At 34.2% G+C, this 26,356-nt stretch carries 18 protein-coding genes; 12 read left to right on the top strand and 6 right to left on the bottom strand.

Annotated elements, in window-relative coordinates; translation table 11 throughout:
* Window positions 1–13: 13 nt before the first annotated feature.
* Window positions 14–1,885, bottom strand: a complete 1,872-nt coding sequence (locus tag GON26_RS10820) for an alpha-amylase family protein (RefSeq protein ID WP_160374832.1) — start codon at window positions 1,883–1,885, stop codon at window positions 14–16.
* A 380-nt stretch (window positions 1,886–2,265) separates the two neighbouring features.
* Between GON26_RS10820 and GON26_RS10815 the strand changes: the two genes are divergently transcribed.
* The 7 genes from GON26_RS10815 (at window position 2,266) to GON26_RS10785 (ending at window position 11,497) form a co-directional block, all read left to right on the top strand.
* Window positions 2,266–3,909 carry an OstA-like protein gene (locus GON26_RS10815; protein WP_160374831.1) on the top strand — a complete coding sequence of 548 codons (1,644 nt, stop codon included), beginning with the start codon at window positions 2,266–2,268 and terminating at the stop codon, window positions 3,907–3,909.
* A gap of 205 nt (window positions 3,910–4,114) precedes the next feature.
* The gene (locus GON26_RS10810) at window positions 4,115–5,308 is read left to right on the top strand and encodes an aspartate aminotransferase family protein (RefSeq protein ID WP_160374830.1); all 1,194 of its coding nucleotides are present in this window, start codon (window positions 4,115–4,117) and stop codon (window positions 5,306–5,308) included.
* Between the two features lie 277 nt (window positions 5,309–5,585).
* Window positions 5,586–6,983, top strand: a complete 1,398-nt coding sequence (locus GON26_RS10805; protein WP_160374829.1) for a tetratricopeptide repeat protein — start codon at window positions 5,586–5,588, stop codon at window positions 6,981–6,983.
* Window positions 6,983–7,732 (top strand): shikimate dehydrogenase family protein, encoded by a 750-nt coding sequence (locus GON26_RS10800; protein ID WP_160374828.1) that lies wholly within the window; start codon window positions 6,983–6,985, stop codon window positions 7,730–7,732. The genes GON26_RS10805 and GON26_RS10800 overlap by 1 nt, the downstream gene beginning before the upstream one ends.
* Before the next feature lie 66 nt (window positions 7,733–7,798).
* Window positions 7,799–8,545 carry a lipid A phosphoethanolamine transferase gene (locus tag GON26_RS10795; RefSeq protein ID WP_160374827.1) on the top strand — a complete coding sequence of 249 codons (747 nt, stop codon included), beginning with the start codon at window positions 7,799–7,801 and terminating at the stop codon, window positions 8,543–8,545.
* 375 nt (window positions 8,546–8,920) lie between these two features.
* Window positions 8,921–10,906 (top strand): DUF349 domain-containing protein, encoded by a 1,986-nt coding sequence (locus GON26_RS10790; RefSeq protein WP_160374826.1) that lies wholly within the window; start codon window positions 8,921–8,923, stop codon window positions 10,904–10,906.
* 171 nt (window positions 10,907–11,077) lie between these two features.
* Window positions 11,078–11,497 (top strand): OsmC family protein, encoded by a 420-nt coding sequence (locus tag GON26_RS10785; protein WP_160374825.1) that lies wholly within the window; start codon window positions 11,078–11,080, stop codon window positions 11,495–11,497.
* A gap of 103 nt (window positions 11,498–11,600) precedes the next feature.
* Here GON26_RS10785 and GON26_RS10780 read toward each other — a convergent pair whose 3' ends face one another.
* Window positions 11,601–12,869 (bottom strand): tetratricopeptide repeat protein, encoded by a 1,269-nt coding sequence (locus tag GON26_RS10780; RefSeq protein ID WP_160374824.1) that lies wholly within the window; start codon window positions 12,867–12,869, stop codon window positions 11,601–11,603.
* Window positions 12,870–12,914: 45 nt separating this feature from the next.
* Window positions 12,915–15,557, bottom strand: a complete 2,643-nt coding sequence (gene gyrA, locus GON26_RS10775; protein WP_160374823.1) for a DNA gyrase subunit A — start codon at window positions 15,555–15,557, stop codon at window positions 12,915–12,917.
* Between the two features lie 258 nt (window positions 15,558–15,815).
* On the opposite strand from gyrA, the gene GON26_RS10770 reads away from it, so the two are divergent.
* The 5 genes from GON26_RS10770 to GON26_RS10750 all read left to right on the top strand — a co-directional run bounded on the left by GON26_RS10770 (window position 15,816) and on the right by GON26_RS10750 (window position 22,473).
* Window positions 15,816–18,362, top strand: coding sequence for an ATP-dependent Clp protease ATP-binding subunit (locus tag GON26_RS10770; RefSeq protein WP_160374822.1), 2,547 nt, complete (start codon window positions 15,816–15,818; stop codon window positions 18,360–18,362).
* Between the two features lie 140 nt (window positions 18,363–18,502).
* Window positions 18,503–19,870, top strand: a complete 1,368-nt coding sequence (gene rimK / locus GON26_RS10765; protein WP_160374821.1) for a 30S ribosomal protein S6--L-glutamate ligase — start codon at window positions 18,503–18,505, stop codon at window positions 19,868–19,870.
* A gap of 24 nt (window positions 19,871–19,894) precedes the next feature.
* Window positions 19,895–20,515, top strand: coding sequence for a hypothetical protein (locus GON26_RS10760; protein WP_160374820.1), 621 nt, complete (start codon window positions 19,895–19,897; stop codon window positions 20,513–20,515).
* A gap of 86 nt (window positions 20,516–20,601) precedes the next feature.
* Window positions 20,602–21,117, top strand: a complete 516-nt coding sequence (locus GON26_RS10755; RefSeq protein ID WP_160374819.1) for a DUF421 domain-containing protein — start codon at window positions 20,602–20,604, stop codon at window positions 21,115–21,117.
* A 39-nt stretch (window positions 21,118–21,156) separates the two neighbouring features.
* A complete protein-coding gene (locus GON26_RS10750) occupies window positions 21,157–22,473 on the top strand; it encodes a serine hydrolase domain-containing protein (RefSeq protein ID WP_160374818.1) in 1,317 nt (438 codons plus the stop codon).
* Window positions 22,474–22,549: 76 nt separating this feature from the next.
* Here the strand turns inward: GON26_RS10750 and GON26_RS10745 are convergent, their stop codons facing one another.
* From GON26_RS10745 to hutH, 3 genes are read right to left on the bottom strand one after another with little or no spacing between them, the layout of a single operon-like run.
* Entirely contained in the window at window positions 22,550–23,881 is a 1,332-nt protein-coding gene (locus tag GON26_RS10745; RefSeq protein WP_160374817.1) for an inorganic phosphate transporter, read from the bottom strand.
* A 32-nt stretch (window positions 23,882–23,913) separates the two neighbouring features.
* Complete coding sequence (locus tag GON26_RS10740) at window positions 23,914–24,558, bottom strand: DUF47 domain-containing protein (RefSeq protein WP_160374816.1); 645 nt, start codon at window positions 24,556–24,558, stop codon at window positions 23,914–23,916.
* Window positions 24,559–24,606: 48 nt separating this feature from the next.
* The gene (gene hutH / locus GON26_RS10735) at window positions 24,607–26,121 is read right to left on the bottom strand and encodes a histidine ammonia-lyase (protein WP_160374815.1); all 1,515 of its coding nucleotides are present in this window, start codon (window positions 26,119–26,121) and stop codon (window positions 24,607–24,609) included.
* Window positions 26,122–26,356 lie beyond the last annotated feature (235 nt).

Below are 26,356 nucleotides of genomic sequence, written 5' to 3'. Positions count from 1 at the left end.
CTTTTTGAGTATTTTACTTTAACTCAAAAATAAAGGATTCTGAAGGCAAAACTTTTACCCTTGCTACCCCTTCTCCATTCTGAACCTGCATCTGAATTGTAATTGTTTTATACAATTGGTCTGTCAGTTGATATTGGCCGTCTTTTAAGTTCCATTTTGAAATGATTTCTGATGGAATTTTCAAATCAAACTCACTTGTAACAGTAGCACTAAAATTAGCTACTACAAGTAATTTTTGGTTCTCCGACCAACGTGCATACGAATACATAAAATCATCGTACCCCATTGTTTTAAATCGGTTAGCCAATTGCATTTCGTAAAACTCGCCCATCAAAGCAGAACTAGTAATCGAAAAATTCAATAAACGTTTATAAAAATCACGCAAACTTTTCTCTGAATCCGTAAGTTGTCCACCGTCAAATTTACCTTTGTTCATCCAGCGCTGGTGATTGGGAACGCCAATATAATCAAAAATAGAGGTTCTCGAACGGGTACCAAAACCTGCATTTTCATTTCCTGCCTCTCCAACTTCCTGTCCGAAATAAACCATTGTAGGCGCAGTACTAATAGTTGTCGAAACGACCATCAAAGGCTTTCCTTTTTCTGGACTTCCTGCAAATTCGGCACTTGCTAAACGCTGTTCGTCGTGATTATCCAAAAATTTCAACATGTGATGTTCGATATCAGCCATACCTTTCTGAATATCCGAAAGTCCATCAGGCCATGATTTGCCACGAACCACATCTTTCAGTTTATCATACGTTTCAACTTTATCATACAAATAATCCATTTTTCCTAAACGGATATAATTTCGATATTCATTCGGATTATACACTTCCGCCAACAAAAAGGCATTCGGATTTTTCATTTTGATAGCCGAGTTCATATAACTCCAGAATTCATACGGAACCATTTCGGCCATATCATATCGAAAACCATCAACTCCTTTATCAATCCAATATAAAGCAATCGATTTGAATTTTTTCCAGGAATCCGGTACATCTTTATCTTGCCAGAAAGCAAAATGCTCTTTATAATCTTTTTGATCAAATCCGGATGGAAGTTCCGGAAAATCTTTAGAACCGTCAGGACGAATTCCGTAATTTACTTTTACCGTTTCATACCAGTCATTTTGGTCCGGTTTTGCTTTGCGCGAACCGTTCCCTGTCCATTTTGCCGGGAATTCATTAAATTTACCATCAATCAGTACATTTTTTTCTCCATTTAATGGATGATCCCCATCGGGAATTTCAAACTGCGTATTCGGGATGTAATAAAAATTATTATCGCGAGCATATTCAACCGAAACATCATCATGGGCACCAAAATCTGCAACTCCTTCCGGATTACTTTTACTTTCGTATTTTCGGGCAATATGATTTGGAACAATATCAATAATTAACTTCAAATCGGCTTTATGCGTACGTGCAATCAAAGCTTCAAATTCCTGCAAACGATTGGCTGGATTTACCGCCAAATCAGGATTTACATTGTAATAATCTTTTACGGCATAAGGAGAACCTGCCCTTCCTTTTACAACTTCCGGGTCGTCATTAGAGATTCCGTAAGCCGTATAATCACGTACCAAAGCATGATGCGGAACTCCGGTGTACCAAATATAAGTAACCCCTAAATCCTTTATTTCGTGAAGCGCTTTATCAGTAAAATCATTAAATTTCCCTACACCATTTTCTTCAATCGTTCCCCAGGGTTTGTTGGTTGTGTTTTTGTTCCCAAACAAACGTGTAAAAACCTGATATACTACAATCTTCTTTTCGGTTGGGGCCGCATTTCTGTCAACATTCATTCTTAAATCTTTTGTTTTACAAGCAGTTACCAAAAAACTAAGCGTAATTCCGGCAACAAAAATTTTCTTATTTATCATATTCGCTTTTTTAATCTGATTTTCTTCAGTTTTTAAAAATTAATCGAAAAATTAATAATCATTTTCTAAAATTAGGATATTTTTTAAAATTGGAAAGTATTCCATTCAAATTAGATACTAAATCCTAACTAAACACAATACTACAACGTAGGAGTTCATTTTTTTGTTGATAACTTTGCAAGGGTCTTTGTAGCTTTGCACAGCAGATAGAGCAGATTTACTTCGCAATAAACGAATTAAAACTGATTTGCATTTTAATTTGTCATTGGAATTTAGAATTTTAATTTTGGAATTAATAAATCATGTCTTCAATAATAAATAAATCTTAATATTCGTAAAGGTTATAACCTTTTTCATAAATTTGACAAAAATTAAATCAATTGAAGAAATCACTCTTTTTCATATCTTTTTGCTTGTTTTTATTAAGTGTACAAAGTCTTTTGGCACAAGCGCCAAAGAAAATCATTATCGAAAATTCTGACTTTGTAGATATCAACGAAACCATCGCTCCCGGAGCAACCTTACTTACTGGAAATGTAAAAGTGAATCACGATGGTGTTGTCCTGACCTGCAACAAAGCCTATTTTTTTCAGAAAGAAAATTATCTCAAGGCATTTGGAGATGTACAATTAGTACAAGGTGATACTTTGTTTCTAAATAGTAAATATGCAGAATATAATGGGGATGTAAAAAAAGCTTTTGCAACCGGAGATGCAGTTATGAGTTCACCTGACGCAACTTTGCAAACAGATACCATTAATTTTGACCGAAATGTTCAGGAAGTTTTTTATAATACCAAAGGAACCATCGTTAATAAAGACAATACTTTGGTTAGTAAATCAGGTAGATATTATGTAGCACAAAAAAAGTTTCAGTTTCTAACAGAAGTCACCATTACCAATCCTAAATATGTTATCAAATCGAATCATTTAGATTATTATAGCAATTCAGGGCATTCGTATTTATTTGGTCCCTCGACAATTACGAGTAAAACCAATTATATTTATACTGAAAAAGGATTTTATGACACCAAGAAAAACCTGGCTCATTTTCTGCGAAAGTCCTACATCAAATACGATGACAGACTGATTGAAGGCGACAGTTTGTATTATAATCGAAATATTGAATTTGCCTCCGCAACGCGAAATGTAAAAATTACCGATTCAGTCAATCGTGGGGTCGTAAAAGGTCATTATGCCGAAATTTACAAACTAAAAGATTCGATGTTTGTTACCAAAAGAGCTGTAGCTATAAACTTTGTTGAAAACGATTCGGTTTACATTCACGGAAAAAAACTGATGGTTACAGGTAAAGAAGGCGACCGAATCATAAGAGCCTATAATAATGTTCGTTTTTTTAAAATTGACATGAGCGGAAAATGTGATTCGATACATTCCAGTACCAAAATAGGTCTAACCAAACTAATTGGAAATCCAATTCTCTGGAATGGCGAAAGCCAGATAACAGGGGATATCATGCACTTAATTAGTGACACCAAAACGCAAAAACTGGACTCGTTAAAAGTACTCAACAACACCTTTCTCGTCTCGCGGGATACCCTCGGAACAGGTTATAATCAGGTCAAAGGACTTAATTTGTTTGGAAAATTTAAAGAAGGTAAATTACATGAAGTTGATGTTATAAAAAACACCGAAGCTGTTTACTTTATGCGTAATGACGCCAATGAACTCATCGGAATCAATAAAAATGTTAGTAGTAAAATCAATGTAATTCTGGAAAATAATGAAGTAGAAAGCATGACCTTTTTTAATAAAGTCGATGGCGATCTTTACCCGGAAATTGATTTACCTGAAAATGCACGGAAATTAAGAGGACTGGTCTGGCGTGGCGATGAACGAATAAAGTCGAAAGATGATATTTTCACTAAAGAAGAAAATGAGGAAAACGACAAATTAGTCAAAGCAGGAAAAGACGAAGCCACCAAAGAAAATGTTCCTATGAAAGTCAGGAAAGAAACGTTGAATTACGACAAGAAAAAACCTGCAGTGAAGAGTAAAAAATAGTTATGGGTTGTGGGTTATGAGTTTAGTCGCAGTGTCAGTTTTCAGTAAACAGCTTTGCGAACTTCACATTGAAAATGGAAAAACTCTCGAAACTTTGCGAAAAAACTTAGCGGACTTTGCGTTAAAATCTAGTCAAAGTTTAATATAAAAATTTCAAAAAACCTCAGAACCTTAGTCCCTTTGCAACTTTGAACCTTAGAAAAAAATGAATCCAGATTTTATAAAATACCAGGCACAAACTTCACCATATCCTCTCGGAATGGAAGTTTCGCATGCCATAGGCTCCTATATTTACGACACCAGCGATAAAAAATATTTAGACTTTGTAGCCGGAGTTTCTGCCTGCACATTGGGGCATCAACACCCGAGAGTCAATCAGGCGATTAAAGACCAGTTAGACAAATATTCGCACGTGATGGTGTATGGCGAATATTCGCAAAGTCCTGCCGTACTATATTGCAAATTATTGGCTTCTCTCCTACCCGAATCGCTCAATAAAACCTATTTGGTCAATTCAGGAACAGAAGCAATCGAAGGCGCTTTAAAATTGGCCAAAAGAACAACTGGTCGTAGCCAATTGATTTCGTGTCACAACGCCTATCACGGCAACACCATGGGCTCTATGAGTGTCATGGGTTTTGAGGAACGCAAACAAGCTTTTCGCCCTTTGCTACCCGATGTCGATTTTATCACGTTTAATAACGAAGAAGATTTACAAAAAATAACCACCAGAACAGCCGCAATTTTACTCGAAACGATTCAGGGTGGCGCAGGATTTATTCAGCCAGAAAATAACTTTCTGCAAAAAGTCCGCAAGCGCTGCGACGAAGTGGGTGCCATGATGATTGTAGATGAAATTCAGCCTGGTTTTGGCAGAACCGGAAAACTTTTCGGATTCCAAAATTACGATGTCGTTCCCGATATTGTCGTAATGGGAAAAGGAATGGGTGGCGGGATGCCAGTTGGCGCTTTCACCGCATCGGCAGAAAAAATGGATCTTTTAACCGAAAATCCAAAATTAGGACATATCACCACTTTCGGCGGACATCCTGTCATTGCGTCAGCCTGCTTGGCGACTTTGCAGGAATTAACTGAAACAAACCTTATGCAGAAAGCCTTGGAGAAAGAAAAACTCTTCAGATCGCTTTTGGTACATCCTTTGATAAAAGAAATTAGAGGAAAAGGATTAATGCTAGCCGCAATGACCGAGACCGCAGAAATTACCAATCAGGTCATTTTGAATTGTCAGGACAAAGGGCTCATATTATTCTGGTTGCTGTTTGAAGGCTGCGCGATAAGAATAACGCCTCCGTTAACCATTTCTGAAGAAGAAATACAAGAAGGTTGCGCCATAATCTTAAACGTTATGGACGAAATATTAAAAAAAGAAGATAAGTAAAATTAGGAGCTATTTCCTGCTATCCGCTTTATCTTTTGCTTTTTAAAGAAAAAAGCAAAAGGATATCGCTACTATCAGGGCTAGGGCACTCAGTTAAAAATAAGTTTCAGAATAATAATCCAATTGATCTTTTAAAAATTAGAAGATTACAACTTAAAATAGAATCAAAATTCTATCCATATTGTTAATTAAATTGTTCAAAACAATTAATTTCCTTTCCTCACAACAAAATATGGTTGCCTAAATTTATAACAGGCTAATTTCAAAAAAACAAAGTATGCAATTAAGCAACGAAGAAGAAGATTATAACCTATCCCTATCCAAATTTGAGTCGATGTTGAAAACCAACAAAGTTCTCTTTTTTGATTCTGAAGAATTCGAAGAAATAATTCTTCATTATTTAGACATAGGTAAGGCTAATTTAGCAAAAAAGGCCTTAAAACTTGCATTAGACCAACACCCAAAATCTACAGGCTTAAAATTAGTACAAGTAGAAATGCTGGTTTACGATGACAAACTCGAAATTGCTGAGAAGTTATTAAACGAGTTGTATGCAATAGAACCGAACAACGAGGAAATTTACATCCAGAAAGCCAATATTTATTCCAAGAGAGACCAACACGAGAAAGCCGTAGAATTGCTTAAAATTGCCCTGCAATATACAGATGACTACGCCGACGTGTACAACTTAATCGGAATGGAATATCTGTTTATGGATAACCTTGAGATGGCAAAAGACAGTTTTATAAAATGTCTTGAAGAAGATTTAGAAGACCAATCGGCCTTGTATAATGTGGTATATTGTTTTGAATTTTTAGATCAAAACCAGGAAGCCATTACTTATCTTAACGAATACATTAACAAAAACCCGTACAGCGAAATCGCCTGGCATCAGCTGGGACGTTTGCATTATGGCGTAAAAGAATACGAAGAAGCGATTCGTGCATTTGACTACGCAACGCTTATTGATGATGAGTTTTTGGGTGCTTTTATGGAAAAAGCAAAAGCCAACGAACGCCTAAAAAAATATGCGGAAGCAATAGAAAGCTACAACCGCACCATCGAACTAGACGATGCGACTTCTTATGCTTTACTTCGAATTGGTAAATGTTACGAAAAACTGGGTAACGCAGTTCTGGCTTTAAAATATTACAACCAAACCGTACACGAAGATCCGCTTTTAGACAAAGGCTGGATTGCGATTACAGACTTTTATGTACGCCAGAAAAACTTTCAAAAAGCATTATTTTTTGTCAATAAAGCATTGGCAATCGACAATCAGAATCGTTTGTACTGGAAACGTTACGCAACGATCAACAAACAAATGAACTTTTTTGAAGAAGCTGAATTTGGATACAGAAAAGCCGTAGAATTTGGTGATTGCGAACTGGATACCTGGTTGTTTTGGGTTGATATTCTTCAGTTTTTAGGCGAATTTGACAGTGCAGTACAAACATTGTTGCAAGCAACAGAATACTTTCCGGAAGAAAACGAAATCGAATATCGTTTGGCTGGTCTCTATTTTATGCTTCAGGACAACACAAAAGCAAAATTTCACCTAAGTAATGGTTTACGATTAAACTTCGATAATTATATATTAATTGAAGATTTATTTCCTGTGGTTTGGGCAAAAAAAACAGTACAAAATTATATTGCAAAACATAAAAAACAATAATGATTGACATTTTAAGAAGACGATTTGGCTTATTAGGCCGTAATATTAGTTATTCTTTTTCAAAAGGATATTTTACAGAAAAATTTAAAGACGAAGTTTTTGAAGGCAACAGCTACGAAAACTTTGACATTTCTGAAATTAATTATTTTACTGAACTGGTAAAAAACAATCCTGATTTAAAAGGTTTAAATGTTACGATTCCGTACAAAGAACAAGTCATTCCTTTCTTAGATAAATTATCAAAAAAAGCAGCTTTAATTGGTGCTGTAAACACTATTAAATTTACCAAAAACGGAAAATTAAAAGGCTACAACACCGATTATTATGGCTTCAAAAAATCATTAAAACCATTACTAAAAGAACATCATAAAAAAGCATTAATTCTAGGCACAGGAGGCGCATCAAAAGGCGTTGCTTTTGCTTTGGATGAATTGGATATTTTGTACACTTTTGTTTCTCGTGAAGCCAAAGAAAACATCATTGATTATGATTTAATCAATGCGACCACTTTTGATAATTTTCAAATCATCATCAATTGTACACCCGTTGGCACAAGCCCAAATATTGAAGCTTCACCCAATTTACCTTATGAGTTTTTTACCGAAAAGCACATTGCTTACGATTTGATTTATAACCCCGAAGAAACTACTTTTTTAAAGAAAGCCAAAGCTAACGGAGCAGTGATCAAAAACGGCTACGATATGCTTATTTTTCAAGCCGAAAAAGCCTGGAAAATCTGGAACAAATAATTTTTTACTTACAAATAAAAAGCTAAAGTAATTTTCGTAAATTAGACTACTCATAAATAGGTAGTTATGAAGAAAATACATTTACTTTTCTTACTAAGTTTTCTTGTTTCATTTTCGGTTAAAGCGCAAGACACTATCGCAAAAAACAGTCCGTTTTCTGAGGCCAGATATCATTATTTTTTAAAAACTATTTTATTTTTTAACGAATATTTAGATACTGACAGTGGCTCCTTCAATACTACTCAATTGCGTTTTTTGCACCCAATTGCCAACAAAGCCTGGAATTTAAGGTTTGATGTTCCTTTGATTTCTACAAACACCAATTCAATCAATAAATCCGGAATTGGCGATGTGGGAGTCGGAATTAGTTATATCCCGTATTTAGAAAGGAGTAACGGCATAGCCTTTCGTGCCAGAGTCGTTTCAAATTCTGCTTCAGATCCTGCTTTTGGAACCGGAAAATGGGTGGTTATCCCGACAATTTTCTATGGCAAATATTTTAAACAGAAAAAATTTCTTTGGATTGCTTCATTAGAATATCAGGCCAGTTTTGCAGGTGCGAGTAATCGAGCCGACATAAATACTACAGCTTTTGAGAATGTCGTGTTACACTTTTTTAATAAAAACTGGATTGCAGCCGATGTAGCTTTTCGATATAATAGTACTATCGAAGGCTATCAAAATAATGCTTTTGTAGAATTTGGTAGAAAAATCACCCCAAACAACTTAATATACATTCATCCGAGTTTAGGCTTTGGAAAAGACAGATCGTATAATTATGGATTAGAGGTTGGAGTTCTAATTTTATTTTAAATCTGTTTTTGGTTTAAGACAAAGTTTACCGAATTTAAAATCCTTTTTAATTTTTGGACAAAATCTAACACAAAGTTTCGCAAAGTTTTTTACAAAAGAGCACAGAATTATATTTACTTAAAACAACAAATACATTTTCAAAGTAAAGTCCGCAAAACTATGTACTGTAAACTCTAAAATTGCTTTTCAACATAATGTTATTTTTTTGAATTTAAATTAAAATTTTAAAAGTAAAATTCATATCATAACTCACAAATGGATGTATAATTAAGAATTTCATAGCAAAATAAGCTATTAACAAAGGATTTATTTTGTATTTAGAAACTCCTTTACTATCTTTCGCTCTCTTAAAATACAAACCTTAAACATTTTAAAATGTTAGAAGAAAAGAATGATAACCTGCAGGAAGCAGATGGAAAATTAGAAATCGATACAACTGATTCTACACAAACTGATGCTTCAATAGAAACTACTTCGGCAATTGAGCCAGAAAATGCAACGACAGTTTCTGAAAATGAGCCTGAAAACGCATCAGCTGATGCAGAACATCAGGAGGCTTTAGATGCTATAATAAATTCTAATGCCGAGGAAAGTGAAGATGAAACACTTAAAGAACGTCATGATATCCCAATGCAGGATTATGATACGTTTACTTTAGATGCCTTAGTAGATGAACTAAAAAAACTAGTAAACACAGACAAAGTAATGTCTGTAAAAGATCATATTGAGGAAATTAAAAAATCATTTTCATTACAATTCACTCACCTTTTAGACGAAAAAAGAGAAGAATTTAATGCTTCAAATCAAGATCCTAACGAAGAATTTGAATATCATTCTCCTTTAAAATCGAAGTTTGATGAATACTACAATGTATTTAGAGAAAAAAGAAATGCTCATTTTAAGCATTTACAAACCAATTTAAAATCGAATTTAGAAAATCGGCTAGCAATAGTTGAGGAACTAAAAGAACTTATAAACCCTCAGGAAAACATCAAGGATACTCTGAAACATTTTAATGATTTGAGAGAAAGATGGAAAAATGCAGGCCCAATTCCGAAAGATAAATACAATCATGTTTGGAATAATTATCACTTTCATGTAGAGAATTTCTATGATTATTTACACTTAGACCGTGAAGCAAGAGATTTGGATTTTAAATACAATCTGGAGCAAAAGCAAAAAATTATAGCCCGCGTTGAGGCATTAGTAGAAGAAACTGACATTAGTAAAGCTTTCCGTGAATTGCAGGATTTACATAGAATATGGAAAGAAGATATCGGACCTGTTTCTAAAGAACACCGTGATGTAATCTGGAACAGATTTAGTGAACTGACTAAAAAGATTCATGACAAACGTGAGGTTTTATTCGAAAGTCAAAGAGCCAACGAACAAAAAAATCTTGAAGTTAAGAAAGAAATTATCACCAAAATTGAAGTGCTGGCAACTGAAAAAGTAAATGCTCACTCACAATGGCTGGTTCAAATTCAGAAAGTAGAAGCTTTAAGAAATGAGTTTTTTGCTGCCGGGAAAGTACCATCTGAAGTAAATGAAGAAACCTGGGCGGCATTTAAAACCGCTGTTAGAAATTTTAATTCTTTTAAAAATTCGTTTTACAAAGACATTAAAAAAGACCAAAACGATAATTTAAACAAAAAAATGGCATTGGTTGCTAAAGCCAAAGAGCTACAGGAAAGTACCGACTTTGGTGCCACTACTCCAATCATGAAACAAATTCAGGAAGAGTGGAAACAAATTGGGCATGTTCCTAAAAAATATTCAGACAAAATCTGGAAAGAATTTAAAGATGCCTGCAACCATTATTTTGACAAATTAAAAGAACACAAATCTGAAGAAAATGTCGATGAAGTAGCTGCTTTTGATAATAAAAAAGCCTATTTAGATATTTTAAGAGCTTACCAATTAACCGGTGATCACAAAACAGATTTAGATGCAATAAAACAACATATCGAAATCTGGAAAGGTTATGGAAAAGTTCCTTTTGGAAGACGCCACATCGAAGGAAAATTCAATAAAATTCTGGATGCTCTTTTTGAAAAACTAAGTTTGAGTAAAAAAGAAACCGAAATGATGCGTTTTTCTAATAGAATTGACTCTTTATCAGGAAGCAATGATACCAGAAAATTAGACAACGAAAAGATTTTCTTAATGCGTAAAATTGAAGAAGTTCAGAATGAAATTTTTCAATTAGAAAACAACATACAGTTTTTTACGAATACTAAAAATGCTAAAAAAGAGAATTCAATTGTCCTGGAAGTTCGCAAAAACATTGCCATTCATAAAGAAAGTCTTGATGTCTGGAAAGACAAACTGAAACAATTACGCAATTTAGGTCAGGAATAAAAAAACACATTCTAAATACAAAAAGGTGCAATGAGAAATTATTGCACCTTTTTTTGTAGAATTATTCTTTAAGTAACAAAAACATAAAACGATAATTTAAAATATTGCTTATATTTGATAGAATAGAACAATTTGATTCTCAATACATTATTAATCTAAAAAAATTATAACATGAAATTTACAAGAAAAGCAAATGCTAACTGGCAAGGAAGCGGCATGGAAGGAAAAGGAACTATCAGTACGCAAAGTACGACATTAGATAAAGCACAATTATCATTTAAAACCCGATTTGCTGAAGGAGTTGGAACAAATCCGGAGGAATTGGTTGCAGCAGCTCATTCAGGTTGTTTTACGATGCAATTAAGTTTTTTACTGAATGAAGCTGGCTTTGTAGCAGATGATTTATCTACAGAAGCCACAGTCACTTTTGAAGACGGAACCATTACTTTAATTCATTTAGATTTAAAAGGAAAAGTTCCTTCCATCTCAGCTGAAGAATTTGAAGCAACAGCTGCAAAAGCAAAAGAAATTTGTCCGATTTCTAAACTTTTAAATACTACTATTACGCTTTCTGCAAGCTTAATCAATTAAAGGTTAAACCAGAAAAAAGTCCAATAAAAAATTCCAAATTCCAAAAGAATGCTGAGCATAATTGGAATTTGGAATTTTAAAAATATTGAAATTTAGCTCAAAACTACATTGTAGCTTTCAATGCTTTTGCTTCAGCAGTCATTTCAAGAGCACTATAAACTCCTAACAATGTTTTAGAAACATCTTCGTTTTTAGGATCTAATTCGTTTGCTTTTTTAAGGTATGGAATCACTCCTTTAAAAACATTTTCTCTTTGTGTTTTTAATACATCATAACGCTTCATATCTTTTGCAGAAGTTCCCAATTTATTCATTTCGTCAATGATTGGCTTCTCTGCCTCTAATTTTAAAGCAGCAAGGTTAAGGTAAGCGTTTGTATAATTTGGATTGATTTCGATCGCTTTCAAATAATATTTTTCAGCATCAGCAGGATTTTTAGCATTAGCGCTAATTACTCCTAAATTAAAAATCAAATCAGCGTTGTTTGGATCTTTTTGTAAAGCTTCTTCAACCAATTTTTTGTAGGTATCAAAATCTTTAGTCTCAAGATAAAGATTAGCCTCAGTAAGAATTAAAGAGCTATCTTCCGGATTAGCTTTTTTAGCATCGGCAATCGCTTTTTTAGCATCTTCAACACGACCTTTCTGAACTAAAATCAGAGCATAATTTTTGAAAATCTCTCCTCTTTTTGAAGGAATCGCTTCTGTTTTAGGCTTATCGTGAGTTTTTAATTTAACAGCCAAATCTCTTTCGTTAGCTGTATTGAAACCTTGTTCCTCTCCAGAAGCAATATTCGTAGCCGTATAACTTGTTCCTTTTCCAGAATAGTTTAAATTTTTCAATTCTTCATACATTGGCAAAGCAAGATCGTAATCCTGAGAGTTTACTGCTGTTGAAGCTGCATAATACAAATTGATTGTATCTTTTTTATCTAATGAATAAGCCTCATATAGTTTTTTTGCTCCATCTGCGTGTTTGCTAGCTTGTGTATCCGCAATTGCAGAGTTAATTAAGCTTCCTTTAATCTGCGTAATTGAAGTAGCTGCCTGAGTAGAATATTTCTGTTTTCCAGATGCTTTTTCAACGTCAATTAATTTTTTGTAACTATCAGCTGCCTGAGATAAATTTTTACCTTCTTCGATTTTTTTATTAGCTAAATCTAAATAAGCATTACCTTTTACAAAATAATATTGTGCCTGTTCAGTGTCTTTGGCATTTACAACCAAATTTTCAGCGTCTTTTAATATAGCCAAAGCTCCCTGCGCATCTCCACTTTTTAAGGCTTTTTCTGCGCTTTTAATCTGATCTTTTTGAGCAAAAGTAGCTACTGAAATCAATAAAGCTGACGCAAGTATTACATATTTACTTTTCATAGTATTCAATTTGTGTATTTAATTTTTATAATTGTTTTTAGAAATTTATTCTTCAGATTCTTCTTCTTCTGAATCATCTTCGTCCTCTATTTCTTCATCAGTATCATCGTCATCATCTTCAACAGGACCTTCATCTTCCAGAACCTCTAAATCAGGTTTTACTCTTTCGATAGTAACTGTTTCAATAACGTTTCCATCTTCATCAACAATAACTTCTTCAGCGTCATCTTTCATTACTTTGGTAACGGCAGCGATAGAATCTTTTCCTTTTAGGTTAATCAATCTAACACCTTGTGTAGCACGTCCCATTACACGTAAATCTTCGATAGCCATTCTGATAGTCAATCCTGACTTGTTGATGATCATTAAATCATCAGCATCCGTTACAGCACTAATAGAAATTAGTTTTCCTGTTTTCTCCGTAATATTCAGCGTTTTTACCCCTTTTCCACCACGGTTTGTAATTCTGTAAACATCTTCTCCGTCATCATCCACTAATTTGGTACGTTTTCCGTATCCGTTTTCGGTTACAACCAAAATTTGCGAATCATTGATGTCGTTTTTATCTACAGTAACCATACCAATTACTTCATCAGTGTCATCTTTTAAGGTAATTCCACGAACTCCTGAAGCAGTTCTTCCCATCGGACGCGTTTTAGTTTCCTCAAAACGAACCAATTTTCCAGACTTAACAGCTAAGATAATTTGGCTTTCACCATTAGTTAACTGTGCTCCTAGTAATTCATCTCCTTCTTTAATCGTAATCGCGGCAACACCATTAACTCTAGGTTTAGAATATTTCTCCAGAGACGTTTTCTTAACCTGACCTTGTTTGGTAACCATTACAAGATTATGGCTATTGATATAATCTTTATCTTTTAAGTCCTGCGTACAGATGAAAGCTTTTACTTTATCATCGCTTTCGATGTTTACTAAGTTCTGGATTGCTCTACCTTTTGCTGTTTTGCTTCCTTCCGGAATTTCGTAAACACGCATCCAGAAACATTTTCCTTTTTGCGTAAAGAACATCATATATTGATGGTTGGTTGCTACGAACATGTGTTCAAGGAAATCCTGATCTCTTGTTCCGGCGCTTTTTTGCCCAACTCCTCCTCTATTTTGAGTTTTATATTCTGTTAAGTTAGTACGTTTGATATAACCTGCATGCGAAATGGTAATAACCACATTTTCATCAGCAATCAAATCTTCGATACTAACATCTCCACCAGAATATTCAATTTGAGAACGACGTTCGTCTCCGTATTTATCACGAATTTCAACTAGTTCTTCTTTGATCAAATTGGTTCTTAAATCAACATCAGCCAATAAAGCTTTCAAATGATCGATTAATTTCATCAATTCTTCGTACTCCGCTCTTAACTTGTCTTGTTCCAGACCAGTTAACTGACGTAAACGCATTTCTACAATGGCACGCGCCTGAATATCTGATAATTTGAATCTTTCGATTAATTTTTCACGAGCTTCCTCAGTATTTTTAGAACCTCTAATTAACGCAATTACTTCATCAATATTATCCGAAGCTATAATTAAACCTTCTAAGATATGCGCTCTTTCCTCGGCTTTACGCAATTCAAATTGGGTTCTGCGAACTACTACATCGTGACGGTGCTCGATAAAATAATGAATCATATCTTTCAGATTCAGCATTTGCGGGCGGCCTTTTACCAATGCAATATTATTTACACTAAAAGAAGATTGTAATGAAGTGTACTTATATAAAGTATTCAAAACTACGTTTGGCGTAGCATCACGTTTCAGGATATAAACGATACGCATACCATTTCTATCCGATTCGTCACGAATATTCGCAATACCTTCAATCTTTTTATCATTAACTAAATCTGCCGTACGTTTGATCATTTCGGCTTTGTTAACCTGATAAGGAATCTCGGTTACGATAATAGATTCTCTACCATCAACTTCTTCAAAACCAACTTTAGCACGCATTACAATACGCCCTCTACCGGTTTTAAATGCTTCGCGAACACCTTCGTAACCATATATAATACCTCCGGTTGGAAAATCAGGAGCTTTGATATGTGTAATTAATTCGTCTATTTCAATATCGTTATTATCAAGGTATGCTAATGTTCCGTTGATAACTTCAGTAAGGTTATGAGGAGGCATATTAGTTGCCATACCAACTGCGATACCAGTAGCTCCATTTACTAATAAAGTAGGAACACGTGTAGGCATTACTTTTGGTTCGTATAAAGTATCATCAAAGTTCAATTGAAAATCAACTGTTTCTTTTTCGATATCTGCCATAATTTCTTCCGAAATCTTTTTCATTCTAGCCTCCGTATAACGCATTGCTGCAGGGCTATCTCCATCGACAGAACCAAAGTTACCTTGTCCATCCACTAATAAATAACGCAAACTCCATTCTTGTGCCATACGCACCATAGCATCATAAACAGAAGTATCTCCGTGAGGGTGATACTTACCCAGAACCTCTCCTACGATTCTCGCCGATTTTTTATGAGCAGATTTTGAAGTTACTCCTAAATCATACATTCCATAAAGAACTCTTCGATGTACTGGTTTCAAGCCATCTCTAACATCAGGAAGTGCTCTCGATACGATTACTGACATCGAATAATCGATGTAAGCTGATTTCATTTCATCCTCTATGTTAATAGGAATTAACCTTTCTCCTTCAGACATAAGTTGTTATATTAAATAATTATATTAGTTTCAAAGCGTGCCAAGATACGGTTTTTTGAAATTTTTATAACAATTTCCTGGTACTTATTTCAATGATTTATTAACAACTTTTTTTCCGCTTTTAGTTAATAAATTAAGCGTTTTTTAACGCTTTTATTACTATTTTTTTTGTCTCTTAGCTGACAGGAGATTCCAAAGGGTACGATTTTTGTTTTTCAAACACTAATTCACTAAATTTACAATACCAACATATATATTATGGATGATAATTTTTCACCAAGAGTAAAAGATGTTATTACTTACAGTAAAGAAGAAGCCTTACGTTTGGGCCACGACTTTATTGGTACTGAACATCTAATGCTGGGCATTTTGAGGGATGGAAACGGAAAAGCCATTCATATACTCAATAACCTGGCAGTCGATTTAGAACATTTACGCAGAAAAGTAGAAATACTGAGTCCCGCCAATCAAAGCGTTGAAGTAAATGCCGAAAAGAAAAATCTTCATCTTACCCGTCAAGCGGAAAGGGCCCTGAAGACCACATTTCTGGAAGCTAAAGTATTTCAAAGCTCGTCAATTAGCACAGCCCACCTGCTTTTATGTATCTTACGAAACGAAAACGATCCCACAACCAAGCTGTTGAATAAGCTAAAAATAGATTATGACATAGCTAAAGAACAATATTTAAATATGACTCCAAGCGAAGAAGAATTCCAAGAAAACTTGCCAAGAAACGAATCGTATAATGATGATTCAGGACAAGATGACAGTCTAAAAGAAAGTAGTTTTAATAATCCAGCCAATAAGTCAAACAAAAAATCTAAAACTCCGGTGCTAGATAATTTTGGGAGAGATTTAACAGAAATGGCCGAAGAAGGAAAACTTGATCCTGTTGTAGGACGCGAAAAAGAAATAGAACGTGTTTCTCAGATTTTGAGCCGTAGAAAAAAGAACAATCCACTCCTTATAGGTGAACCAGGAGTTGGTAAATCTGCTATTGCTGAAGGTTTAGCTTTACGTATTATACAAAAGAAAGTTTCCCGTATTCTTTTCAACAAACGTGTGGTAACACTTGATTTGGCAAGTTTAGTAGCCGGAACAAAATACCGCGGACAGTTTGAAGAGAGAATGAAAGCCGTTATGAATGAGCTTGAAAAGAATGATGATATTATTCTTTTTATAGATGAAATTCACACTATTGTAGGTGCTGGCGGAGCAACAGGTTCTCTTGATGCTTCAAATATGTTTAAACCTGCTTTAGCAAGAGGCGAAATACAATGTATTGGTGCTACAACTCTTGATGAGTACAGACAATATATTGAAAAAGACGGTGCTCTCGAAAGACGTTTCCAAAAAGTAATTGTAGAACCAACTTCTGTTGAAGAAACGATTGCTATTTTGAATAACGTAAAAGATAAATACGAAGATCATCACAACGTAACTTATACTCCGGAAGCTATCGAAGCTTGTGTAAAACTAACAAACAGATATATGTCTGAGCGTTTTTTACCGGACAAAGCTATTGATGCGCTTGACGAAGCTGGATCTCGTGTACACATTACCAATATTGATGTTCCAAAACAAATTTTGGATTTAGAACGTCAGTTAGAAGAAGTACGCGAAAACAAAAATATGGTTGTTAAAAAACAAAAATATGAAGAAGCAGCCAAACTTCGTGATGACGAAAAACGTATCGAAAAAGATTTAGCTATTGCTCAGGAACAATGGGAAGAAGATTCTAAAAACAACAGAATTGAAGTTACAGAAGATAATGTAGCCGATGTTGTTTCAATGATGACCGGAATTCCAGTAAACAGAATTGCGCAGACAGAAAGCAATAAATTGGCCAAATTACCTGAATTGATTCAGAACAAAGTAATTGGTCAAAACGAAGCTGTTCTTAAAATCGCACGTTCTATACAACGTAACAGAGCCGGACTTAAAGATCCAAACAAACCTATTGGTTCGTTTATTTTCCTAGGTCAGACTGGTGTTGGTAAAACCCAATTAGCAAAAGTTTTAGCAAAAGAATTATTCGATTCTGAAGATGCGTTAGTTCGTATCGACATGAGCGAATACATGGAAAAATTTGCTATTTCACGATTAGTAGGAGCGCCTCCGGGATACGTAGGATACGAGGAAGGTGGACAATTGACCGAAAAAGTTCGTAGAAAACCTTATTGTGTGGTGCTTTTGGACGAAATCGAAAAAGCGCATCCGGATGTATTCAATATGATGCTTCAGGTTTTGGATGATGGTTATTTAACTGATAGTTTAGGTCGCAAAATCGACTTTAAAAACACTATCATTATTATGACTTCAAACGTTGGTGCGCGTCAGCTTAAAGATTTTGGTCAGGGTGTAGGATTCGGAACTGCTGCAAAAGTGGCTCAGGCTGATGAAAATTCAAAAAGCATTATCGAAAATGCCTTAAAGAAAACCTTTGCTCCTGAATTCTTAAACAGAATTGATGATGTAATTGTATTTAATGCTTTAGAAAAACATGATATTGATTTGATTATCGAAATCGAGCTTAAAAAATTATATGCCCGTATTTCTGAATTAGGATACAATTTAAGCCTAACCGACAAAGCAAAAGCTTTTATTGCTGAAAAAGGTTTCGACAGACAATTTGGTGCAAGACCTCTAAAAAGAGCGATTCAGAAATATGTTGAAGATTTGTTAGCTGAGGAAATCATTACATCAAAAATTCATTCCGGAGACGAAATCTTAATGGATTTAAAAGATGATTCTCAAGAGCTTTCGGTAGAAATTCATAAAGCCGAAGAACCAACAAATCTGTAAATAAATTTATATTTTTAACAGAAATAACAAACCCGTTACGTTTTCATAACATAACGGGTATTTTTTTTAGATAAATTACTACCTTTAGTAAAAGCAATTAGCTATTTTTGACTATTAAATTTATAATATAAAAACAACGTATGCTTCAAAATAAAGTCATTTTAGGTAGCGAAGAATGGTGCTCATTTCCAGAATTAGGTATTCCTACAATCAAGGCTCGTGTCGATTCGGGTGCCAAAACTTCGGCAATGCATGCTGTAAACATAGCTCCTTTTATAAAAAATGATGCCAATTGGGTGAAATTTGATATTAATCCAATTCAGAATAATATCAAAACGATCATTCATTGCGAAGCTCCTTTGGTTGACAAAAGAATTGTAAAAAGTTCTAGCGGTTTTAGAGAACATCGCTACGTAATTCAGACCAATATCAAACTTGGCGATGTAAAATGGCCAATCGAAATGACGTTGACTAACCGCGACTCAATGGGTTTTCGTATGCTTTTAGGCCGCGAAGCCATGAGCGGTCGTGTTCTTGTAGATCCCGAAGAAAAATACATGCTGGGGCAGCCTACTGCAGAAACTCTTAAAGATTTATACAAGAATTCTGAGAAAGCCAGTTCTGGTTTGCGAATTGGTGTTCTCGCCAGCAATCCTGAATTGTACAGCAATAAAAGAATCATGGAAGCAGGTGAAATGCGTGGTCACGAAATGCACTTTTTGAACATCAAAGAATGCTATATGAAGTTAGACGCCAAAACGCCTGAAATTCATTATCGCGGCGGAAAAATCCTAAATCAATTTGACGCTATAATTCCAAGAATAAGACCTAGCATGACTTTTTATGGCTGCGCTTTGACACGTCAATTTGAAGCCCTGAAAGTTTTTGTTTTAAATTCGGCTACAGCCATAACACAATCACGCGATAAACTATATTCGCTGCAATTGCTTTTAAATAGCGGTATTGATATTCCAACAACTGGTTTTGCTAATTCTCCTCTAGATACCGATAATTTGATTAAAATGGTGGGAGGCTCACCATTAATTGTAAAATTATTAGAAGGAACTCAGGGAAAAGGAGTTGTATTGGCTGAAACCAAAAAAGCAGCAGAAAGTGTTATCAATGCTTTCAAGAGTTTAAATGCCAATATTTTAGTTCAGGAATTCATAAAAGAAGCCAACGGAAAAGACATTCGCTGCTTTGTGATTGACGGAAAAGTGGTTGCGGCCATTCAGCGTGAAGCCATGCCTGGTGAATTTAGAGCTAATATTCACTTAGGCGGAACAGCTTCGGTCATAAAAGTTACACCTGAAGAGAAAAAAATAGCCATAAAAGCCGCCAAAGCAATGGACTTAAAAGTGGCCGGTGTTGATATTATTCGTTCTTCAAAAGGACCTTTATTATTAGAAGTAAATTCTTCCCCAGGCCTTGAAGGAATTGAAGGCGCAACAAACAAAGACGTTGCAGGCGAAATGATTAGAGCTATTGAGAAGAATTTTAAATTGTAATCAAAAATTCTAGAGAATCAATTAATGAAAAAAATTACAATCTTTCTAATCTTAATCTTAGCCGGGTGCACTAAAAATGACTGCTCCTATAATGAAAAAATTAGAAAGATTGAAACTGAGAAAATACTAGAAATTTTAATTAAACAAAAAAATATTGAGAATTCTAAAGATATATACGCAGTTTGTAATAGTTTAAAAAAAATTAAGATTATTACTGAAAGCGTGTACACAAAACCCACAAAAAAAGTAGCTGTTGTAAAACTCCCACCTCGTTTACCGAAAATTCTCCAAAATACAGATATATATATTGAAATGTTATTGAGTGCGAATTTAAAAGGAAAAAAAATATTCAAAAATAAAGATTCGATACATTTCATAGAACAAAACAATTGTTTTTTAAAATATATATTACCTGAAAAGATATCAAAAAAACTAAAAATAATTCCAGTATCGAAAATAGATAAAGCTGACGATTATATCATATTATCAATTCCAATATTTTCTGAAGACAACAAAAAAGCCTATATGGAAATAGATTGTTATTCAAAAGAATTACCATATGGAAAATCAGTTTACTTAGAAAAAAAAGATAATATTTGGAAAATCGTTTATACCCAAAATATTTGGGTCAAATGTGCTGGTTAAAAAAAATCTACTTAAAAGCTTTGTAAAAGTTTCCAACTTTGAAAAGCTTTTTTTATTTAACTTTAAGTTATACAAAAGGATTAAAAATGATACAATTCCCTTATTTTGATATTATTCTTAGAAGTGTTACCGTTTATTTATTCATGACGATTGCACTGAGAGTCTTTGGCAAAAAGGAACTTTCGCAACTCAACACTGCCGATATTATTCTGATTTTATTGATAAGCAATTCTGTTCAAAATGCAATGGTTGGTCCGGATACAAGTCTTTGGGGAGGATTGGTTGCGGCTTTGGTTTTGTTTGTAATTAATTTTATTGTAAAAAAATTACTTCACAAATACAAAACACTCAATGATTTATTAATGGATAAACCGGAAATTCTGATTCATAACGGGAAATTAGATTTTCAATCCTTAAGCAAATTAGACATCTCACACGAAGAATTAAAAGAAGCCATGCGCGAACATGGTATAGAACATTTTACCGATGTAAAGCTTGCTATGCTGGAAATAGACGGAACTATTAGTATTATTTCAGGTGAAAAAAATCTAAAACAAACTCATTACAAGCGAAAACACAATCGAAAACTATTGAAAAAATAATACAATTCATCACTTAAATAAATAAAAAAAACTTTTTTTATGAAAAAAATAATACCCTCGATTTTATTTGCCTTTATTATTACAAGTGGATTTTCGCAAAATTTCAATTCAAAAAGAATTGACAGTTTGTTTGAGCTTTTAGAAAAAAACAACAAATTGATGGGTAGCATTGCCGTTTCTGAAAATGGAAAAGTAATTTATTCAAAAGCTATTGGTTTTGATGATATTACAACCTCTAAAAAATCAGATATTAATACCAAATACCGAATTGGTTCTATTTCCAAAATGTTCACAGCCTCTTTAATTTTTAAAGCTATTGAAGAGAAGAAAATTAATTTAGACCAAACAATAGACAAATACTTTCCGACAGTAAAAAATTCAAATAAAATTACTGTTTCTAATCTATTGAATCATCGTAGCGGAATTCATAATTTTACGAGTGATAAAAGTTACCCTGAATACCAAACACAATATCAGTCGAAAGACAAAATGATTGAAAGAATTGCCTCTGGAGAAACTGTTTTTGAACCCAATACAAAAGGAGAATACAGTAATTCTAATTATGTTTTACTAACTTTTATATTGGAAGATGTGTACAAAAAATCATATTCCGAGCTTTTGAACCAAAAAATAATAAAACCTTTAAGCTTAAAAAATACGTATTACGGTGGAAAAATTGATTTGGCTAACAAAGAGTGTAATTCTTATACTTATTCGGGAGAATGGAAAAAAAGCACCGAAACTGACTTGTCAATTCCGCAAGGAGCTGGTGGAATTGTATCTAACCCTGTCGATTTGAATATTTTTATTGAAAATCTTTTTGCTGGAAAAATAATTTCGTTAGAAAATGTAAATCTAATGAAAACGATCAAAGACAATTACGGAATGGGAATGTTTGAATATCCTTATGAGGAGACAAAAAGCTACGGACATTCTGGCGGTATTGATGGTTTTAGATCTTTATTATGCCATTTTGAAAAAGAAAAACTATCTGTTGCAATAACTTCAAATGCAGTAAATTATACCTTAAACGACATTGTATTCTGTGCATTGAGTTCTTACTTCGACAAGCCTTTTCAAATGCCTTCTTTTGCTAAAATAGATCTAAAAACAGAAACTTTAGATCAATATTTAGGTAACTACGGGAGTGCACAAATTCCATTAAAAATAGCCATTACCAAAAACGATACTAGTTTAATTGCACAAGCAACTGGTCAGCCTTCATTTCCTCTAGAAGCAAGCGCAGCAAATACTTTCAAATTTGATCTGGCCGGAATTATACTTGAATTTAATCCTGCCGAAAAGCTAATGAAACTAAAACAAGGCGGGCAAATTTTTATATTCACAAAAGAATAAAACATATATTAAAATTAAAAAAGGCTAATTTCAATTCAGAAATTAGCCTTTTTAATGTTTTTTTGAAATTTATCTATTAAATAAAAATACTCAAAATAAAATATACAACTCCCGCCAGCAAAGCCGAAATAGGAATAGTCAATATCCAGGCCCAGATTAAGCTTACTGTTACTCCCCAACGAACTGCAGAGACACGTTTTGTTAATCCAACACCAATGATAGAACCTGTAATAGTATGTGTTGTACTTACCGGAATTTTTAAATGCTCAGTAAAGTATAACGTTAGAGCTCCTGCTGTTTCAGCTGCTACACCTTCAAAAGAAGTTACTTTTGTGATTTTAGAACCCATTGTTTTTACAATTTTCCATCCACCACTTAAAGTTCCTGCTGCAATAGCAGAATAACATGCTAAAGGTATCCAGCCTGGCATAGTCCCTTTTACACCCAAATCTTCATTTGGCAAAATAACATCCAACCAAGCATCCATGTGAACACCAGGATTTGCGTTGATATAAACTGCAACTGCTGCTGCAATGATACCCATTACTTTTTGAGAATCGTTACCTCCGTGACCTAAACTAAATGCTGCTGAAGATAATAATTGCATTTTCTTCAGTGCTCCATCGGCCTGATGAAGATTTAAACTGCTAAATATCAAACAAAAAACACTAACTGTTAAGATGATAAAAGCAACTAAAAACCATTTGATATTATGTGGATCAAAAGCTACACTCCAAAAATGCGAATCAAAACGTGGCTTTTCTATCTCCGAATAAGGAACCATTTGAACATAAACAAACCAAACCGTTAATATCATCAAAGCTACTGTAAAAATCTTAGGATAAATACTTTTACGTGAAGCGTTTAACAACCAAATCGAAATTAGATACGAGGCAATAAGTCCAACTAACGGTGCCAAAACAATAAAAGCAATAATTACAATTACTCCAGAAGGCATTCCACCATCTTTACTTGATTTGTACCAGCTTACGATTTCGTACCAGTAATGTGTTGTTCCGTCTTCGCCTATATAACCTGAAAAACCGTGTACTGCAATGGCGTGAGCAACTGCTGCTCCGGCAAAACCACCGATTAAGGTATGTGATGAACTCGAAGGAATTCCTAACCACCAGGTCAATAAATTCCAACAAATTGCTGCAATAACACCCGCCAGAATTACGACAAGGTTAATCTCCATGGTATGCGCTGTTTTTGCAACAGTATCTGCAACACCAAACCCGAAAACCCAATAAGCCAGAAAGTTAAAAAATGCTGCCCAAAGTACGGCCTGAAAAGGCGTTAGAACCTTTGTAGCAACAACGGTCGCTATAGCATTTGCCGCATCATGAAAACCATTGATGTAATCAAAAATTAAAGCTAATACTATAATAATTATAAGTAGCGTCATAAATTATAACTTCAGAATGAAATAAATTGAATTTAAGAATGTTTTACAGAAATAGATTCTAGTATGTTCGCAACGCTCTTACATTTGTCTGTTGCTGATTCTAAAACAGATAACACTTCTTTATATTTAATAATATTTTTAGCGTCTGTTTCGTTTTCAAAAATTTCAAAAACTGCTTTGTTATAAACGTTATCAGACTTGTTTTCCAGTTTATTGATTCTGGCACAAGCATCCTTAATAACATTCATGTTTTTTAAGTTACTCAACTCTTTTACAGCACTATCAATGTTCTGACAAGCCTCAAGGTTGATTTCTGTCATTTTACGGATAGATTTTGTAATCTTGTCAACCTGATACAATCTCATTCTACTTGCTGCACCGTGCAAATAATCTGCAACGTTGTCAATCGAAGTAATTAAAGTGTGAATATCCTCTCTATCAAACGGTGTGATAAAGTTTCTGCTCAATTCAAGATTGGTCTGACGTGTAATGTCTTCTCCTCTTTGCTCTAACTCATCAATTTTTTGAAAAAGAACTTCTCTTTCTTTCAACGGAAGGTTTACAGCTTCGTGTAAATTAGAAGCTAATTCAATTAAATTGCTTGAAGCCTCTTCAAAAAGTGGAAAGAATTTCTTGTCTTTCGGCACTAAAAATTGGAAAATACTGTTTATTGACATTTTTATATTTTTGATAGCGCAAAATTACTTCAATAATATTTTGTAATGTTAAGCCATTGTTAACAAATCGTTTTCAATTTGGAAACTATCCAGAAATGAAACGGTCTTTTTTATGTCATAATGCAGAATTCTATCTTCTTTAACCAAAGGCACTTCTTCTCTATAGCTGCTCAAAAACATTTCGATAAATTCGCTTGATTTCAATGGCTCTCTATAGGCAATTGCCTGCGAAGCATTCATCAATTCAATAGCCAGAATACGTTCTAAATTGTCCATGACACGCAATGCTTTTGTAGCTCCGTTGGCTCCCATACTTACGTGATCTTCCTGTCCGTTGCTCGAAACAATACTATCTATACTTGATGGCGTTGCCAATTGTTTGTTTTGAGATGCAATACTTGCAGCGGTATATTGCGGAATCATAAATCCGGAGTTCAATCCCGGGTTATCCACCAAAAACGCTGGAAGATTACGCAATCCTGAAATCAATTGATACGTTCTTCTTTCGGAAATACTTCCTAATTCTGCCAAAGCAATCGCCATGAAATCTAACGCTAAAGCTAAAGGCTGTCCGTGGAAATTCCCGCCAGAAATAATCTGATCGGCTTCAATAAATATATTGGGATTATCGGTAACCGAATTGATTTCGGTCTTGAATACTTTTCGAACATAATCAATAGCATCTTTTGATGCACCATGAACTTGCGGCATACAACGGAAAGAATACGGATCCTGAACATGTTTTTTCTCTTGTACAATAATTTCACTTCCTTCCAGAAACTCATTGATGCGTTGCGCAGTCACAATTTGTCCTTTGTGAGGGCGAACAAAATGTATCAATTCATTAAATGGTTCGCTTCTTCCATCAAAAGCTTCTAAAGAAATGGTACCAATTAAATCTGCCAAGTACGAATATTTGTAAGCTTTCATCAAAATATGTGCGCCATAAGCACTCATAAATTGTGTCCCGTTTAGCAATGCCAAACCTTCTTTTGACTGTAAAACGATTGGCTCCCAGTTGAAGTGTTTCATTACTTCGCTTGCGTGTACTTTTTTACCTTCAAAAAGTACTTCACCTTCACCTAATAAAGGCAAAGATAAATGTGCCAAAGGTGCTAAATCTCCTGAAGCTCCCAATGATCCTTGTGTATAAATAACAGGTAAAACATCGTTATTATAAAAATCTACCAAACGATTAAGAGTTACCAATTGCACTCCTGAATGTCCGTAGCTTAACGATTGAATTTTAAGCAACAACATCAATTTTACAATTTCAGATGGTACTTCTTCACCAGTTCCGCAAGCATGCGATTTTACTAAGTTTTCCTGAAGCTGAGAAAGGTTTTCATTTGAAATTTTCACATTACAAAGTGACCCAAATCCTGTATTGATACCATAAATAGGTTCAGAATGCGAAGCCATTTTTTTATCTAAATAATCACGGCATTGCTGAACATTCACCTTCGCTTCATCAGATAGTTCAATCGCTTTTTGGTTCACGATTATTTCTTGCAAAGCTTCTAAAGTCAGGATTTCTGAACTTATATAATGGATTTCTTTCATCTTATGGTATTTTGAGAGTTCAAAATTCAGCAAATCAATATTAAAAAGCAACATTTATTCCTAATTATTAAAATTTTAACCTTTCGAAATCGCCTCTTTTATAGATTTCACAATACTTCTCAGACAAAAATCACGAAAACGTTTTCATAACTCTTTAATTTCGAATTACAAACAAAATCTACTATGCAGATAGGGTAAATTCGATGTTTTCTATATCATTTTTATCAAAAAAACC

This window comes from Flavobacterium hydrocarbonoxydans (assembly GCF_009789235.1).
Lineage (GTDB): Bacteria > Bacteroidota > Bacteroidia > Flavobacteriales > Flavobacteriaceae > Flavobacterium > Flavobacterium hydrocarbonoxydans.
The sequence above is the reverse complement of the archived record's forward strand: the minus strand, read 5'-3'. Positions and strand labels throughout refer to the sequence as shown.